Origin of the sequence: Thermotoga sp. 2812B (genome assembly GCF_000789335.1) — a bacterium.
Taxonomy (GTDB): Bacteria; Thermotogota; Thermotogae; order Thermotogales; family Thermotogaceae; genus Thermotoga; species Thermotoga maritima.
In genome coordinates, this window is sequence record NZ_CP003408.1 from 353,832 (window position 1) to 370,164 (window position 16,333).

The 16,333-nt window shown below is 47.9% G+C and carries 16 protein-coding genes; 4 read left to right on the forward strand and 12 right to left on the reverse strand.

The features are described from left to right. Position 1: 1 nt before the first annotated feature. The gene (locus T2812B_RS01860; protein ID WP_008192336.1) at positions 2–415 is read left to right on the forward strand and encodes an RrF2 family transcriptional regulator; all 414 of its coding nucleotides are present in this window, start codon (positions 2–4) and stop codon (positions 413–415) included. Positions 416–433: 18 nt separating this feature from the next. Here T2812B_RS01860 and T2812B_RS01865 read toward each other — a convergent pair whose 3' ends face one another. Genes T2812B_RS01865 through T2812B_RS01885 form a run of 5 tightly spaced genes read right to left on the reverse strand, consistent with a single transcriptional unit; the run spans position 434 to position 3,645 of the window. Further along, positions 434–628, reverse strand: a complete 195-nt coding sequence (locus T2812B_RS01865; RefSeq protein WP_008192332.1) for a hypothetical protein — start codon at positions 626–628, stop codon at positions 434–436. A gap of 3 nt (positions 629–631) precedes the next feature. Beyond that, complete coding sequence (gene sfsA, locus T2812B_RS01870; protein WP_008192328.1) at positions 632–1,300, reverse strand: DNA/RNA nuclease SfsA; 669 nt, start codon at positions 1,298–1,300, stop codon at positions 632–634. Continuing rightward, positions 1,297–1,776: a flavin reductase family protein gene (locus T2812B_RS01875; RefSeq protein WP_081501871.1), complete on the reverse strand. Its 480-nt coding sequence runs from the start codon at positions 1,774–1,776 to the stop codon at positions 1,297–1,299. Before T2812B_RS01875 ends, sfsA begins: the two co-directional genes overlap by 4 nt. Beyond that, positions 1,697–3,076 carry an MFS transporter gene (locus T2812B_RS01880; RefSeq protein ID WP_008192323.1) on the reverse strand — a complete coding sequence of 460 codons (1,380 nt, stop codon included), beginning with the start codon at positions 3,074–3,076 and terminating at the stop codon, positions 1,697–1,699. Before T2812B_RS01880 ends, T2812B_RS01875 begins: the two co-directional genes overlap by 80 nt. Beyond that, on the reverse strand, positions 3,073–3,645 hold the full coding sequence (locus tag T2812B_RS01885; protein ID WP_008192321.1) for a hypothetical protein: 573 nt from the start codon (positions 3,643–3,645) through the stop codon (positions 3,073–3,075). The genes T2812B_RS01880 and T2812B_RS01885 overlap by 4 nt, the downstream gene beginning before the upstream one ends. A 65-nt stretch (positions 3,646–3,710) precedes the next feature. Here T2812B_RS01885 and T2812B_RS01890 point away from each other — a divergent pair, with 65 nt between their 5' ends. Continuing rightward, positions 3,711–4,250, forward strand: a complete 540-nt coding sequence (locus T2812B_RS01890; RefSeq protein WP_008192318.1) for a hypothetical protein — start codon at positions 3,711–3,713, stop codon at positions 4,248–4,250. 1 nt (position 4,251) lies between these two features. On the opposite strand, the gene T2812B_RS01895 is transcribed toward T2812B_RS01890, so the two are convergent. From T2812B_RS01895 to T2812B_RS01910, 4 genes are all read right to left on the reverse strand, one after another. Beyond that, on the reverse strand, positions 4,252–6,165 hold the full coding sequence (locus T2812B_RS01895; protein ID WP_008192315.1) for a methyltransferase domain-containing protein: 1,914 nt from the start codon (positions 6,163–6,165) through the stop codon (positions 4,252–4,254). 115 nt (positions 6,166–6,280) lie between these two features. Continuing rightward, positions 6,281–7,336: a magnesium/cobalt transporter CorA gene (corA, locus tag T2812B_RS01900; protein WP_008192312.1), complete on the reverse strand. Its 1,056-nt coding sequence runs from the start codon at positions 7,334–7,336 to the stop codon at positions 6,281–6,283. An 84-nt stretch (positions 7,337–7,420) separates the two neighbouring features. Further along, positions 7,421–7,969: a DNA protection during starvation protein gene (gene dps / locus T2812B_RS01905; protein ID WP_008192306.1), complete on the reverse strand. Its 549-nt coding sequence runs from the start codon at positions 7,967–7,969 to the stop codon at positions 7,421–7,423. A gap of 77 nt (positions 7,970–8,046) precedes the next feature. Next, a complete protein-coding gene (locus T2812B_RS01910; protein ID WP_008192302.1) occupies positions 8,047–8,799 on the reverse strand; it encodes a PHP domain-containing protein in 753 nt (250 codons plus the stop codon). Between the two features lie 211 nt (positions 8,800–9,010). Here T2812B_RS01910 and carA point away from each other — a divergent pair, with 211 nt between their 5' ends. Together carA and carB are read left to right on the forward strand one after the other, a co-directional pair. After that, positions 9,011–10,189, forward strand: a complete 1,179-nt coding sequence (gene carA / locus T2812B_RS01915; protein ID WP_008192299.1) for a glutamine-hydrolyzing carbamoyl-phosphate synthase small subunit — start codon at positions 9,011–9,013, stop codon at positions 10,187–10,189. Then, entirely contained in the window at positions 10,189–13,488 is a 3,300-nt protein-coding gene (gene carB, locus T2812B_RS01920; RefSeq protein WP_008192295.1) for a carbamoyl-phosphate synthase large subunit, read from the forward strand. The genes carA and carB overlap by 1 nt, the downstream gene beginning before the upstream one ends. 18 nt (positions 13,489–13,506) lie before the next feature. Here carB and leuB read toward each other — a convergent pair whose 3' ends face one another. Genes leuB through leuC form a run of 3 tightly spaced genes read right to left on the reverse strand, consistent with a single transcriptional unit; the run spans position 13,507 to position 16,333 of the window. Then, positions 13,507–14,571: a 3-isopropylmalate dehydrogenase gene (gene leuB, locus T2812B_RS01925; protein WP_008192292.1), complete on the reverse strand. Its 1,065-nt coding sequence runs from the start codon at positions 14,569–14,571 to the stop codon at positions 13,507–13,509. 3 nt (positions 14,572–14,574) lie between these two features. Then, a complete protein-coding gene (gene leuD, locus T2812B_RS01930) occupies positions 14,575–15,075 on the reverse strand; it encodes a 3-isopropylmalate dehydratase small subunit (protein ID WP_011943026.1) in 501 nt (166 codons plus the stop codon). Between the two features lie 4 nt (positions 15,076–15,079). After that, a complete protein-coding gene (gene leuC, locus T2812B_RS01935; protein WP_008192286.1) occupies positions 15,080–16,333 on the reverse strand; it encodes a 3-isopropylmalate dehydratase large subunit in 1,254 nt (417 codons plus the stop codon).

Here is a 16,333-nt window from a genome sequence, read left to right on the forward strand (position 1 = left end):
GATGTTCACGATGCGTAGTGAATACGCGCTCAGGCTCATGATCGTGATGGCAAAAGAGTACGGAAACTACCTTTCGATGACAGAAATACTGGAGAAAGCGAAACAGTCAGTTCCAAGGGAATTCGCAGAAAAAATCCTGTACACCCTGAAAAAAGCCGGGCTGGTGAAGACAAGAAGAGGGAAAAGCGGTGGATACATGCTGTCGCGTCCGCCAAAAGAAATAAAGGTTTCTGAGATCGTGTTTCTTCTGGACAGGAAGTCGAAGGTTTTCTTCGACATGCCTGGCTGTCCGGACGAGCTGGACTGCGTTATCAGGGCTTTGTGGAAAAGAGTAGAAAGCGAAATAGAAAAGATTCTCAGCGGTGTGACTCTCGAAGATTTGGTGAGAGAACAAGAAGAGAAAATGAAACAATGAAGCCCGCTTCCAGCGGGCTCATTTTACTTTCAGGCTGAGTTTTTCTTCAAAAAAGACCTTCTTTCCATCCACCTTGAACTCTTTTATCCCCGTTCTCTGAGCGTATTCCCTCAAAACTTCCTCGATCTCTTTCTTCTCTGCCCTGAGTTCTTTCATGAGATCTTTGATCTCCACATACCTTCTCACCAACTGTTCAATGGTGGGATTCTCCATGCGCTACACCTCCTCACAGATCGACAGTTTCTCTGTTGAACACAGGTACTCTCCATCGTATTTTACCCTGAACACGTCGATATTAACACCGCTGTTTAGAGCGCGCCAGAAAATCTCTGAAAAAGCCGGGTCAACGCTTCTGTTCGGAAGAAAACAGTCGCTTTCGAGGAAAACCAGGATCAACAAAAGAGCCTTAAAACCGCTTTTCACAGACCTGATCAGCTCCTCGATGTGTCTTCTTCCGCGTCCTGTGGGTGCGTCTGGAAACATCGCGACACCATCTTCTTCGTACGTACATCCCTTCACTTCCACAAAGGTCCTCCTGTCGATCAGGAAATCGAACCTGCTGTTTTCAAAGCGTTTCTCGCTTTCTATCGTGGAGCCCGGGAACAGTTCTTCCAGAATCTTCCCGGCCACGATACTGTGGAAACCCGAATGGACAAAGACGAATTCATTTCTGTGTTCGACTGCCAGAAGGTCCCAGTCGGTTTTTCTTCGATCGGATTCTGCACACTTCAGGAGAACTCTTTTTCCTTTTTTCAAAAGAGGAAGGCGCCCTGTGTTGTGAATGTGTATCAGGGTCTTTTTCCCTTCGACAAGGGCAACTCCCGTGAACCTGCTTTTTCTTTCCAGAAAGATCCCTTCCGCATCAGATGGAAGTTTCAGTCTCATCTCTGAAGCACCTTTTCGATCCTTCCAAAAAACAAGGTGTGAAATCCATGGTCCTTGTAGAACTTATCGATGATTTCCACGGGAAGAATGAAAGGTTCCACGTTGTTTGCGAAGGTCACAGAACATTCGATCAACGTGTGGGCCTCTTTAATGGGAGCGGTGAATCCCTCTACCTCGTCTAAGTGGAGAAGTCCTTTCTTGAACTTGTCTTCTTGGTATCCACTCACCCGTCCAAAGTAATTCAGCGCCTCTCTGTATTCTTCGCTTAGAAAATTCAGGGTGAATCTTCTGCTCTCTTTGACAAGGCGCCAGGTGAATCTCTGAGGTCTCACAGCGGAGATGAAATACTCTTCCTCCCATATGATCCCGAAGAAGCCCCATCCAATAGTCATGCCGTTAACCCTGTTCCCCGCCTTGCTCGTCAGTATTACTCTTCCTTCTCTTAGATCTTCTAACAAGCCTTCGTACACGTTCATTCCCCCTTTTCAAAAGTAGATACACATCGAGAATTCTGTACACAGGGCGCCTCAGAGTGACAGAAAGGGTACTCAACATGAAGGCCCTGAACGGGATGTACTTTTTCACCTTGACTCTTCTCAAAAAGAACACAGCGGAGAATCTGAAGATTCCTGCCATCAGAAAGAGCAGCTGAAGTCCAAAAATTTCGAAACCGTGGAGATTTACGTAAATACCAGAGAGAAATTTCGCCGTGATTCCTCCTGCGAATGAGCCTATAAGACTTCCAGCGCTGGCAAAAGACGCGTTCAGACCGAAGAAAATGGGATCGGACTCGAAAGCAACCTCCATAGGAAGGATGGCAAGCGACAGGTTTATGGCAGACCACGCGATGGAAGAAAGGAAGGCGTCCGCTATCATGAGAGTTCTGTAAGTATTGGTGTTCATGAAGAACCACATACCGGAGACGAAAGAAGCAAGGGTGATACCGAACTCGGCTATCGTTTTGTGTCCTACCCTGTCAGATACTTTTCCAAGAATCCTGTAAACCAGCATCGCCACAAAGTTGTTCACAATCATCATGTAAGCGATGTACGTGTAATCCACACCCAGGTTCTTCAAAAGATGATAGTGATAGAAAGCAGAAGAGAACGTGACTGCCATGTTCCAGTAAAAGGTGAAGAAGACAAATTTCATGAAGTTTTCGTCCTTGAATACCACTTTGAGAGGAATTCCCGTTCCTGTTTCCTTAACTGGAACGTCCGGTATTTTGTTCATGGCAAGGATAGAAAGGACAGTTCCCACTGTGGAGATGAGAAGCACAAGAACAAAACCCGAAGAAAAATGATCGACTATAGAAGAATAGAGGTATATAATGAGAGCATTTCCTATGGAGAGAAACATGTTTCTGTTTCCAAACACCCTTCCTCTTTCCTCTGGAGGAACGAGATCCCTCATCCATGAGTTCCATGTACTGCTGGAGAGGGCCGCGAAGATCTGGGAAATCACGAGTGCAACGATGAAAATCAACGGTTCTGTTTTCTCAAGCAGCAGAAAAACGACGAGAGAAGCGAAACTGAATCTGCTGAAAGCGTTGAACACGTTGACCAGAAAACGCCTCTTCCTGTATTTCTGAACAAAGAAGGAGGCAAACAACTGAAAAAATTGCATCATAGGAGGGATTGCAGCGGCGACACTCAGGAGAAACTCGTCCAGGTTGAAAAGCATCGCAAGACCTGTGAACACAGGTCCCTGTATTAGAAGTGCGTAGAACAGTGAGAAGATACCTTCGAGTGTGAGAAAGAGATAGGCCTTTTTCATGGATTGGGTCTCCAGAAGAAACGTCCCGTCCTTTTCTTGTACACAATCTTTGCCATCGTGTAGCATCCAAGAAGATCGAATACGAGATCCAGCATGGTGTCGTCCAGACCTTTTTGTGTGTTGTAGCCAGGCAGTATCTTATCCGTCGTGAATTCGGCTATTTCCCAAAGGACTCCAGAAAAGACCCCGAGAAGGAATGACATCAAAACGGCACCCGGCACCTCGTCCCAGAACCTCGACTTTTTCGTCAGAATCTGGTAAAAAAAGTACGTTATGACAAAAGATCCGTAGAAGTGAAGTATCTTGTCCCAGAAAAATATCTTCCCGTAGAAGTTCAAAAATTGTCCCATCACAGAGTGGAGAAATATCGATGAAGAGAGCATCAATTTCGTTCTTTCGGGTATCTCCTGATGGGTTATCTTCTCGTAAACGTATGGTGAAAAACCACCGAGCCAGAATATGAAATATCCTATCGTTTCGACGATTTTGGCTCGAATAATGGAAAAAACAACTGGAATTCCCAGAAGGGTCACTAAAACTCTGTTAAATTTTTCTTCTCGCTTCTTCACCGGTACTTCGTTTATTTTCTCATCACCTCCTTGCGCTATTATATTTCACGGGAGGGATGAAAAGATTGAAATATCTGTTACTCTTCTTCGCGACTTTTCTTTTCGACAACTCGGGCACTCCCGTTCCTATTCTAACAGCAACAGCGCTGATTTCCATCGGAGAGCTGAAGATTTTTCCGTCTTTCTTTGCGATCTACCTGGGGCTTTTGAGCTGGGATACTGTGACATTCTTTGCTGGAAAAAAGCTCAAATCGGTGTCTTTCAATCTCAGGTGGAAATTCGTACGAAAGGTTCTCATAGAGTTCTTAAACATCTACATTTCTTCAGAAAAAATACTGCTGCCGCTTTGCAAATTCGTTCCCTGGGTGGGCAAGTTCACCCCGTTTCTGGCAGGCTACACGGGAAGAAACCTCCAAGCACTCCTCATCGTATGGCTTGGAGGCTTGCTCTACGAGAGTACTTTCTTTTTCTCCAGCCTGATAGCTGGAAGAGTTTTCCTGAAATTTTCAAAAATTCTGGGAATCGTTCTTTTTGCAGTTGTAATACTTGTTTATCTTCTCTGGAAGAGAAGAATTTCGAAAGACATTGTGAGGCATCGGGAATAGATCATCTAATGTTCAACCTTTCTTCTGCCGCTTTGAGTATTGCCTCCAGCATTTCTGCGTAGGACATTCCTGCTATCTTTGCCATCTTTGCAAGATGACCATCCCAGCACCATCCGGGATTTGGATTCACCTCGAGAAGTTTCGGATTTCCTTCAGCGTCGAGCCGCCAGTCGAATCTGCAGTAATCTCTGCACTCCAGCCTTTCGAACAGTTTCAAACAACATTCGATTATGAACTTTTCCGTTTCCTCTGGAAGTTGTGCGGGGACAGACTTTATGTTCCAGTATGGAGAATCGGGCAACCATTTCGCTTCATACCCACATATTCTTGGGAGTTCTGGAGGAAGTGCAGAATAGTCCTCTTCTATTATGGGAAGTACGACGTAAGATTCTGGTGGGTTTCCTATGATACCCACACTCAGATCCTTCCCCGTCAGAAATTCCTCTACCAGGATTGGTTTGTCATAACCAAACCTGTCTCTTATCTCTGAAACGGCGTTTATCAGCTCTTCAGGAGAGTAAACAACACTTCTTTGAGTGATACCGAAACTGGAATCTCCGAAGTTGGGTTTCACGATGGCAGGGAAGGGAAATGGTATTTCAAAGGTGGTATCTTCCGGCTTTATAAAAACGGCCCTTGGAACAGGTATACCCATTTCCCGTGCGATTCCCCTGATGAGAGACTTGTCGTAGCACAGAACGAGCGTCTGAGGTCCTGATCCCGTGTAAGGAATTCCCAGCATCTCTAGCAATGCAGGAACGTGTGCCTCTTTCCTGGGGTCGTTGTTGAATCCTTCATCACACAGGTTGAAGACGTAGTCTATTTTTCCCCTGAGTTTCATGAGATCGGTGATCAGTGTATCATGGTTGTCCAGATAGGAGAAATGGTAACCTTTCAGACTCTTCAAGGCCGCCTTCATCTGATCGATGGTGTAGATATCGTCTTCATCGAAAACCGAATTCGGCTTCAGAGGATCTGGTTTCCTCGGATCTCCCAGAACGACCACCACGTTTTTCACGGCTTTTTCTGGTCTCTTTTTGATCGGAGTCCATTCCTTCTTTGCCACAGCAGTCACTATAATCCTTCTTTCCATCATTCCAAGATCCTGGTTTCTCTGGGATGATGGAGACAACTCACCATGGAACTTCACATCACTGAATCCCGCCGTTTTCAGAAGATGCTCCAGTTCCTCAGGTGTGTAGAGCCGCTCCGCATAGAATTGATCCGCTATGACACCCTTTTCAGCGTTTACAACCACTTCGCGTGAGATGAGTCTTTTTCCATCAACCGAGAGAGAACGCTCTCTACAGACAAAGTGTTTTTTGTCGATCCATTCCCAGGACCTTGGCTGGAAGTTGTTTTTCAGGTACTCTCCGTTTGCTACATCGATGAGAATCCTTCCCCACGGTTTCAGAACTCTGAAGACCTCCCTGAGAATCCTCAGGTCATCTTCTACACTCTCAAAGTAACCAAAACTGTTTCCAAGAATGAGCACCACATCGAAAGTGTCTGGAGGATAGGGCAGTTTTCTCGCATCTCCCTCCCTGAATTTGACGTTCAGCCCTTCCTTCTTTGCCTGAGCCTTCGCTTTCTGGATCAGATAATGAGATCGATCGAGCCCCTCGACCTTCTGAAAACCCCGCCTTGCAAGTTCCAGGGAGTGTCTCCCATGACCACAACAGAGATCGAGGATGTGATCCTCAGGGGAGAGTTTCAGGATGTGTGAGAACAGATCCACTTCCTCTCTAGTGATGTTGATATCGTCCACAACATCTGCGTCCGTTTTCAGATAGAGCGAGTTGAAGATACGACTCCACCAGTCAGGTTCCACATGCTCTTCCAGGTTGGTGACGGGTCCAAGGAATTTTCTGAGTCTCTTCTGGTTCCTTCTCTGGGAAGATCCGCTACTCTTCATCTTCCAACCCCTCCACCTAAGCGATTTTCTTTACCGAAAAACTACTCCCATCATCATTACAACTCAACTGCCAGATTCATTAATTAATCATTAAGGAAAAGTCAAAATTCTCATCTCATAACCACTTCTTTTTCCTGAAATAGACCACCATCAGAAACGCTATCACACCCATCACAATGAGAACCACTGGATAACCCCATTTCCAACTGAGTTCTGGCATGTACTCGAAGTTCATACCGTAGATACCCGCTATGAAGGTGAGGGGCATGAAGATCGTTGCTATTATGGTGAGAACCTTCATCACCTCGTTCGTTCTGTTACTCATGTTCGAAAGGTACACGTCCAGAAGGCCACTCGCGATGTCCCTGAATGTTTCCACGGTGTCTGCAATCCGGATGGTGTGATCGTAAACGTCTTTGAAGTAAGGAAGCGTTTCCTCTTTGATGAGAGAAGATTCACCTCTAGAGATTTCGTTCAGAATCTCCCTCAGAGGCCAGATCGTCTTTCGCAGTTCTATGAGGTTTCTCTTCAACACGTATATCTTCTGGACTGTGTCTTCTGCGGACATTTCCAGAACTTCTTCTTCCAGTATCTCGGTCTCGTCGTCGATCTTCTCCAGCAGGACGAAATAGTTGTCCACCAGAGCGTCCACCAGCGCATAAAGAAGATAGTCTGCTCCCCTCTTTCTTATAACCCCTCTGTTGTGTCTTATCCTTTCTCTCACAGGATCAAAGACATCTCCCCTCTTTTCTTGAAACGTGAGAACACAGTTTCCTCTGAGAATCAAACTGATTTGCTCTGAGGTAAGTTCAGAGGAATTCTCATCGTAGGTGATCATTTTCAGTACGAGAAATACGTACTCATCGAAGAATTCGATCTTCGGTCTCTGATTGATATTTAGGATGTCCTCCAGAACAAGGAGGTGTATCCCGAAATGTTCTCCTATTCTTTCTACAACGTCTGTTCTGTGGACACCAACGATGTTTATCCACGTGGTCATTGAAGAATCTCTGAGGGAAAGAACATCCTCAACATTTGTTGTCCTGAACTCTCTGAATTCCTCAGGTGAGTAACTCATCACTTCAATCTCAAAGTCCTCTCTGTACTTTCCTGTATAAACGAGCGTTCCCGGAGGAAGACCCTTTTTGATGGACAGAACACGATCTTCCATCACAATCCCTCCCTTTTCTTTGTTCATCCTATTTTAAAACAAAAGGCGCACCCTCGGGTGCGCCCTTTTTGATCACGGAAGCCTTCACTTGAGGAACTTCGAGACGAACGGTGAGGTTTCCCCGCGTCTCATGAAATGCCCGGAAGGACCTTCTCCTAAAAATTCGGAAAACCAGGACTCGTGCTCGATCTCTTCGTTTAAAATTGCAAGAGAAAGTTCGTATGTTCTGTGGTCCTTTCCTGCCGTCATGTTGCAAATTTCCGTGTAGCCTCTCACTGCACACCTTTCAGCGGCAACGAGCACCTTCAATATCTCCTGAACGGTTGGAGTGTCAGGAAGTCTTGCAGGAGGACACGCAGAAAGGTCGTGGAACTCTTTCATGCAATCTGGAAGCTTTCCTCCGAGTTCGTAGATTCTGGGAACGAGCGCTTCGAAGTGATTTCTGTCTTCGATTCTTGCAACTTCCGCAATCTCTTTGATGGTTTCTCCCTCAAGTCCTATGAGGTTCGCTCTCAAGATGGTGTAGTAGTAATAAGTCGTGAGTTCGGCCGCCGCATTCTTGATCAGAAGCTCCAGCAGCTTATCGACATCAACCCCTGCTTTTTCCACCATTTCCCTCGCCACTCTCGCCATAGCAACACCTCCTGCTCACTCTCTCGACTCAGTACGCGTTCTTTTCGTGTTTGTAACAAATCGTAGTTGTTCTATTTTTACTTCGAAGTTTCATTCATTGTATCACATTCAACAGATAATTCAACCTGTTTTTTTCTCATCAGATAGATCGCCACATCCGTGTTCTTTCTGATCGCTTCTTTTATCGCTTCTATGTTCTTCTCCGACTTCACAAGGGTTTTCCAGGAGTAAACGTGCCAAAGTTCGTGAAAATCGGAGTTCGCCACGTATCGATACTTTTTCACACCAACAGAGTTGAACAGGTCATCACGATTCGCGACTTCCCACGCGTCGAACATGTCCTTGAAACGCTCCATGTTCGCCCAGAGATACCACGAAAGGTGTTCTTCATCCTGCTTTTTTCTATCCGGATGCGCGGCTATAACAAGAGCGTTTTGCTCCTTCAACTTCTCCACAATTTCTTCTACAGGCAGTGAAGGATCTACGTACTCCTTCACATCCACGGCGACTATGTGGTACAGATCCGTGTTGTTCGTGATTTCGACACCCGGTATGAGGATCATTCCATATTCTTCCCAGGCCCTTTTCTGTTCTCTCCAGAGAAGTTTCAAATAATCCTGAAACTCATCTTCTGTGATCGCTCCGAGTGGTTCACCGCTCCTCTTTCTTTGCTCGAGGGTTCTTCGGTCGACTATATGATCTGTTATGGCAACCACGTCCACTCCATGTTTTCCAAACAGATCCACCACTTCTTCCAGAGGAAGATGCCCATCACTCATGTTCGTGTGTACATGGAAATCACAAAGAAGCCATTCCGTATCGGTTTTCATAGATCGTCACCTCCTTGTTCAGTTTAGAAAATGATGTTTAAGCCACTGTTCAGTAATTTCTAGAACTTTGCATTTGTTGCATGAAAATTCCCAAATTTCAAATGTTTATTCCAAATTAAAGTCCTGTGACTTTCCTTTAATTCAAAGTAAAGAAAAAGATGGGAGGTCCTTTCAGCGGGTATAATCTCTGAGAAAGGGAAGGAGGTGCAGCATGTCCAAGAAGGCACTTCTCGCTTTAGAAGATGGTTCGTTTTTTTTTGGACAGAGTCTTGGTGCAGAGGGTGAAACTTTTGGTGAGCTGGTCTTCAACACGGGAATGACAGGCTATCAGGAAGTCCTCACCGATCCCTCCTACACCGGTCAGATCGTCGTCATGACCTACCCGGAAATAGGAATCTACGGAGTGAACGACGAAGACGTAGAATCAGATGGAATAAAAGTTGCCGGTTTTGTTGTCTACAGAAGCGTGGATACCCCTTCCAACTGGAGAGCCACTATGTCTTTCCCCGATTACTTGAAAAAGTACAACATCGTGGCCATAGAAGGAGTGGACACCAGAGCACTCACCAGGAAAATTCGAGTGAAAGGTGCTATGAAAGGTGCTATATCGACCGTCGATCTCGATCCGGATTCCCTTGTAAAACGGGTGAAAGAAAGCCCCAGTATCGTTGGAAGGGATTTAGCCGGTCTTGTTTCACCGAAGGAAGTCATCGTAGAAAACCCGGAAGGAGATTTCTCAGTGGTGGTACTCGATTCCGGTGTCAAATGGGGTATTCTCAGAGACCTGAAAAGAGTGGGAGCAAAAGTGATGAGAGTTCCTTACAGTGTTGATATAGACGACATCAAAAAGTTGAATCCCGACGGTGTTCTGATCTCGAACGGTCCCGGTGATCCCGCCGCCCTTTTGAAAACCGTCAGATTGATCAAAGACCTTCTGAAAGAAGAAATTCCACTCGCGGGGATCTGCCTTGGACATCAGCTCCTTGGCCTCGCCGTTGGCGGAAGGACCTACAAGATGAAATTCGGTCACAGAGGCATCAACCATCCCGTTAAAGATCTGAGAACCGGTCGTGTTCTGATCACAACACACAACCACGGCTTCGCTGTGGATCCAAAGAGTTTCGGCCTTCCAGAACTGGGAAGCGAAGATCAGGACGCGAACGTTCTCACGAAAAATCTTCAGAAGATATCTGTCCTCGAAGGAATCAGTCCTCAGGGAATAAAAGTCGAGATCACCCACATCTCCCTGAACGACGGAACGATGGAAGGAATGAGGCTGGTTGATTATCCAGCCTTTTCTGTTCAATATCACCCTGAAGCCTCTCCCGGACCTCACGATGCCAAGTACTTTTTCGAAGAATTCAAACGCCTCATAAAGGAGGTAAGGTAATGCCGAAGAGAGAAGACATAAAGAGGATCCTCGTTATAGGATCCGGTCCGATCACAATCGGTCAGGCTGCAGAGTTCGACTATTCAGGCACTCAGGCCCTGAAGGCTCTCAAAAGCGCCGGATACGAGGTGATCATAGTTAACTCCAACTCCGCAACCATAATGACAGATCCGGAGTTTTCCGATGCCGTTTACATAGAACCTCTAACGGTGGAGTTCCTCGAAAAGATCATTGAAAAAGAAAGACCGGATGCCCTGCTCCCCACCCTCGGAGGACAGACCGCCCTGAATCTCGCTGTGGAACTTGCCGAAAGGGGAATCCTCGATAAATACGGTGTTCAGTTGATCGGTGCAAAGCTCGATTCGATAAAGAAGGCCGAGGATAGAGAACTCTTCAAGGAAACCATGGAAAAGGCGGGCCTTGAGGTTCTGAGAAGCAGACTCGTGAACAACCTCGCCGATGCACTGGAGACGGCAAGAGAATTCGGCTACCCCGTCATAATAAGGCCGAGTTTCACCCTAGGTGGAACGGGTGGTGGAATCGCGTTCAACGAAGAAGAACTGAGAGACATCGTAACAAAGGGTCTCATAGAAAGTCCGGTTCACACGGTCCTCATAGAGGAGTCGGTCCTCGGCTGGAAGGAGTACGAACTCGAAGTGGTGAGAGACGGAGCTGGAAACTTTATAGTGGTGTGTTCCATAGAGAATCTCGATCCCATGGGAATACACACCGGAGATTCCATAACGGTGGCACCCGCACAAACACTCACGGACGTTGAGTACCAGAGAATGAGGGATGCGGCTTACAAAGTGATCGATGCGATCGGTATAGAGACGGGTGGATCGAACATTCAGTTCGCCGTGGATCCAGAGACCGGTAGAATGGTCGTCATAGAGATGAATCCAAGGGTCTCCAGGTCGTCCGCACTGGCATCTAAGGCGACGGGCTATCCCATCGCGAAGGTCGCAGCTCTCCTTGCCGTTGGTTTCACTCTTGATGAGATACCGAACTACATCACCGGCAAAACGATGGCCGCCTTCGAACCTTCAATAGACTACGTCGTGGTGAAGATACCGAGATTCCAGCTCGAAAAGTTCCCCGGGGCCGACCCAAGACTGAACACCCAGATGAAGTCCGTAGGAGAAGTGATGGCGATAGGTAGGACCTTCAAAGAAGCCCTGGGAAAGGCCCTCAGATCCCTCGAACTCGATGCCGCTCCCAAACTGGATCTTGAACACATAAGGGAATATCTTGCAAATCCAACGCCGGAAAGGATCTCCTACGTCTTCGCCGCGTTCAGAAACGGAATGGATGTAGAAGAAGTGCACGAACTCACTAAGATCGACAAATGGTTCCTCAGAGAAATGAAAGCGTGTATAGAACTCGAGGAGGAGCTGAAATCGAAAAAATTCGACGTGGAGATCTTGAAGAAAGCAAAACAGTGGGGATACTCAGACAGGGAAATTGCAGAGATATGGGGTGTTTCAGAAAAAGAAATCAGAAAGATGAGAGAAAACACCCGGATCTTTCCCGTCTACAAGATGGTGGACACCTGCGCTGCTGAGTTCGAAGCACAGACTCCGTATTACTACTCCACCTACAACGGCGTTGAGAACGAAGCGATACCTTCAGACAGAGAGAAGATCATGATTCTGGGATCCGGTCCCAACAGGATAGGTCAGGGAATAGAATTCGACTACACGAACGTCCACGGGGTGTGGGCCTTCCAGGAAGAAGGATACGAAACCATAATGGTCAACTCCAACCCCGAAACCGTTTCGACTGACTACGACACTTCAGACAGGCTCTACTTCGAACCGCTCACCGTTGAAGATGTTCTGGAGATCGTGAGGAACGAAAAACCGAAAGGAGTGGTGGTGGCGTTCGGCGGTCAGACACCACTGAAGATAGCGAGACACCTCGTAGAAGAGAAGGTGAACATCATAGGAACGAGCTTCGAATCGATCGAGATCGCCGAAGACAGAGAAAAATTCGCTAAGCTTCTGAAACAAATCGGGTTGAAGTGCCCTCCATTTGGAACGGCATCGTCCGTGGAAGAAGCGTTGAGGGTAGCGGAAAGCCTTGGATACCCCGTTCTTGTGAGGCCGAGCTACGTGCTCGGAGGAAGGGCCATGGCCATTGTGGACACTCCTCAGGAACTCGAAATGTACGTCAAGGAAGCGGCCGTTGTCTCACCGGGATACCCCGTTCTGATAGACAAATTCCTTGAAGACGCGATAGAACTCGACGTGGATGTCGTGTCGGATGGAAAATACGTGTGGATAGCAGGATTGATGGAGCAGATAGAAGAAGCCGGAGTCCATTCGGGAGATTCCGCGTGTGTTCTACCCCCGGTGAGTCTCTCCGAGAAACTCGTGGAAGAGATAGAGAAAACCGTTTACAAGCTTGTAAAAGCGTTGAAGATTGTGGGAGTTGCGAACATACAGCTTGCGGTGAAAGACGATGAGATTTACATCATAGAGGCAAATCCCAGGGCATCGAGAACTGTTCCCTTCGTGAGCAAAGCGATCGGCATCCCCGTGGCGAGAATCGCCGCCAAAATCATGGTGGGAAGAAACCTGCCCGAGCTCCTTTCTGAGTACTTCCCATATCCCACAAGACCAGGGGTAAAAGTTGATAAACTGGGAGAGAGCGAGATCCTTCCAACTCCCTGGCCGAAGATGTTCTCTGTGAAAGAGGTGGTGATACCGTTCCACAAGTTCCCGGGAACGGATGTACTTCTCGGGCCAGAGATGCGCTCCACAGGAGAAGTGATGGGAATCGGTGAAGATTTCGCAGAGGCATTCGCGAAGGCTCAGATAGCCGCCGGAAACCCCCTGCCAACAACGGGTGCAATCCTCGCAACCGTCGCAGACAAAGACAAGAGGGAAGCCGTTCCTCTCTTGGCTCACCTCGCGGACATGGGCTTTGAGATATACGCAACCAGAGGAACGGCAAAGGCTCTGCAGTCACACGGTGTGGAAGTGAAGGTGGTTCCAAAGGTGGGAGAAGGAAGACCGGACGTGATAGATCTTCTGGAGCAGGGAAAGATATCCCTTGTTGTGATCACCCAGTCCAGTGATGAACCTGCACTCGTCGCCGTCTCTCACGGAAAAGAACCTTTCAGACTCGAGGGAAGAAGAACCGTCGGATACATGATAAGAACCACGGCGCTGAAGAGGAAGATCCCATATTTGACCACAGTCGAGTCACTCAGAGCAGCGGTGGCGGCTATCAGAAAGATGAAGAAAGGCTCCATCGTGAAGGTGAGAAGACTCACCGACACATGGAAAATGTGAAGGGCCCTGAAGGGCCCTTCACCATATTTCTTCGAGTTTTTTACATATGAGGTCTCCCATCTGAGAGGTCGAAACCGCCTTTTCTGGATCCTCTGCGATGTCTCTGGTTCTGTATCCCTCTTCTATCACCAGCTCAACCGCCCTTTCTATCTTTCTTGCCTCTTCTATCATTCCAAAGGAATGCTCGAGCATCATGGCGAGAGAGAGAATCTGTGCGATCGGGTTGGCGATGTTCTTTCCGGCTATATCGGGAGCAGAACCTCCTGCCGGTTCGTAGAGGTTCTTATCACCAAAAGACGCGGACGGCAGAAGACCAAGAGAGCCTGGAAGCGCCGCGCTCTCATCCGAGAGAATGTCTCCGAACATGTTCGTTGTGAGGATCACATCGAACTGCGATGGTTTCAGGATGAGCTGCATAGCAGCGTTGTCCACGTACATGTGCGTCAGCTCCACATCGGGGTATTCTCTCGCTACTTCGTTCACAACTTTCCTCCACAGCATAGAACTGTAGAGGACGTTCGCTTTGTCGACGGAGGTGACCTTTTTCCTTCTGTTTCTTGCAATTTCAAAAGCAGTTCTCGCGATCCGTTCCACAGTTTTTCTGTCGTAGATCATGGTGTCGAATCCCTTTTCCTCATCCAATCCCCTAGGCTGGCCGTAGTAAACTCCGTAGGAAAGTTCCCTGACGGTCACAAGATCGACTCCGGATCCGATCACCTTTTCTTTCAGAGGAGAGACATGCACAAGAGATCTGTAGACCTTTATTGGTCTGATGTTCGCGTAAAGGTTGAGCATCTTCCTTAGGGCAAGAAGCCCCCCTATTTCCGGCCTCTTCTCCGGAGGAAGATCGTCCCATTTGGGTCCTCCGACGCTTCCAAGGAAGATCGCGTCGGCTTCCAGACATATCTTTTTTGTCTCTTCAGGAAGGGGTTCACCGAATCTGTCTATGGCATCTCCTCCGATGTGTCCAAAGACTTTCTCAAAGGTTTTCCCCGTTTTCTTTTCCACCACCTCGAGCACTTTCAGAGCTTCCCTTACAACCTCGGGACCTATGCCGTCTCCAGGCAAAACCGCTATCTTCATTCGTCACTCCCCCACTTCTTTGAGACAGTATTCGAGCCATCCACCTGCTTCCATGATCTTCATGAGAAACTCGGGATAGGGTCTTATCCTGTACTCTTTTCCCTTCGTGAGATTCCTCACCACTCCGTTTTCCAGATCCACCTCTGCTACGTCACCCTCTTCGAACTCGTCGGCTTCTTTCAGTTCGACGATGGGAAGACCGATGTTTATAGCGTTTCTGAAGAAAATCCTAGCAAAAGACTTGGCTATGACGCAGGAGATTCCAGCCGCCTTTATGGCAACGGGAGCGTGTTCCCTCGAGGAACCGCATCCGAAGTTCTCCCCTGCCACGATGATCGATCCTTTTATATCGTCTCGTCTTCCAAAGCCGGGTCTCGCGTCTTCCATACAGTATTTCGCGAGTTCCTGAGGATCAGAAGTGTTGAGGTACCTAGCCGGTATGATCTCGTCCGTGTTCACGTTGTCCCCAAAAACGAAAACCTTTCCCTTTATCTTCACCACCATCACCTCACAGCTTTCTCGGATCTGCGATGTATCCCTTTATTGCGCTGGCCGCCGCCACTGCAGGAGATGCCAGGAAAACCTTGCTGTTCGGATGTCCCATCCTTCCAACGAAGTTCCTGTTCGTTGTGGAGATCGCAACCTCTCCTTCCGCGAGCACTCCCATGTGTCCACCGAGACAGGGCCCACACGTGGGCGTGGAAACGGCGCAGCCCGCGTCGATGAAGATGTCGATGAGTCCTTCTTTGAGAGCCTGTTTGTAAACCTTCTGGGATCCCGGAATTATGATGCATCGAACGTCCGGTGATACCGTTCTTCCCTTCAGGATCTGCGCGGCGAGTCTGAGATCTTCTATCCTTCCGTTGGTACAGCTTCCTATCACAGCCTGATCTATCTTTATTCTCTCTTTCTCAGCTTCGGAAACGTCCTTCGCGTTGGATGGGAGGAAGGGATAGGCAACCTGAGGTTCGAGCTCAGAAAGGTCCATTTCTACTTCTCTCACGTATTTTGCGTCTTCGTCCGGGTACATTTCTTCCACTTCTATGCCTCTTTCTTTCTCGTAGGCGATGGTGATCTCGTCTACCGGAAACAGTCCCGTCTTTCCTCCCGCCTCGATCGCCATGTTCGAAATGGTGAAACGTCCGTCCATGCTGATCTCTTTCACACCCGGTCCAGAGAATTCTATCGCCTTGTAGTTGGCTCCATCCACACCGAGTATCGAGATGAGCTTCAACACGAGGTCCTTGGCAGTCACCAGATCCTTGAACTTCCCGCGAAGAGTCACCTTTATACTCTCAGGAACTCGGAACCACACCTTTCCTATGAGGTAGAAGCCCGCGATGTCGGTGGATCCCACTCCGGTCGCGAACGCTCCAAGGGCTCCGTAGGTACAGGTGTGTGAATCCGCACCGACCACGAGATCTCCGGATTTCACGATTCCTTCTTCTGGAAGCAGCACGTGTTCAATTCCCATCCTGCCTATTTCGAAGAACTTTTCGATCCCCTGCTCTCTGGCGAATTCTCTCATCATCTTTACCTGCATGGCGGACTTTATGTCCTTGTTGGGGGTGAAATGGTCTGGAACGAGCACCACTCTGTCTGGATACTTCACTTTCTTTCCACCGTACTCCTTGAACTTCTTTATCGCAAGCGGAGCCGTTATGTCGTTCGCGAGAGCGATGTCCGGCTCCAGAAGGAGAAATTCTCCCGGTTCCACCTTTCTTCCCGCTTTTTGAGAGAGTATCTTTTCTGCGAGCGTCAT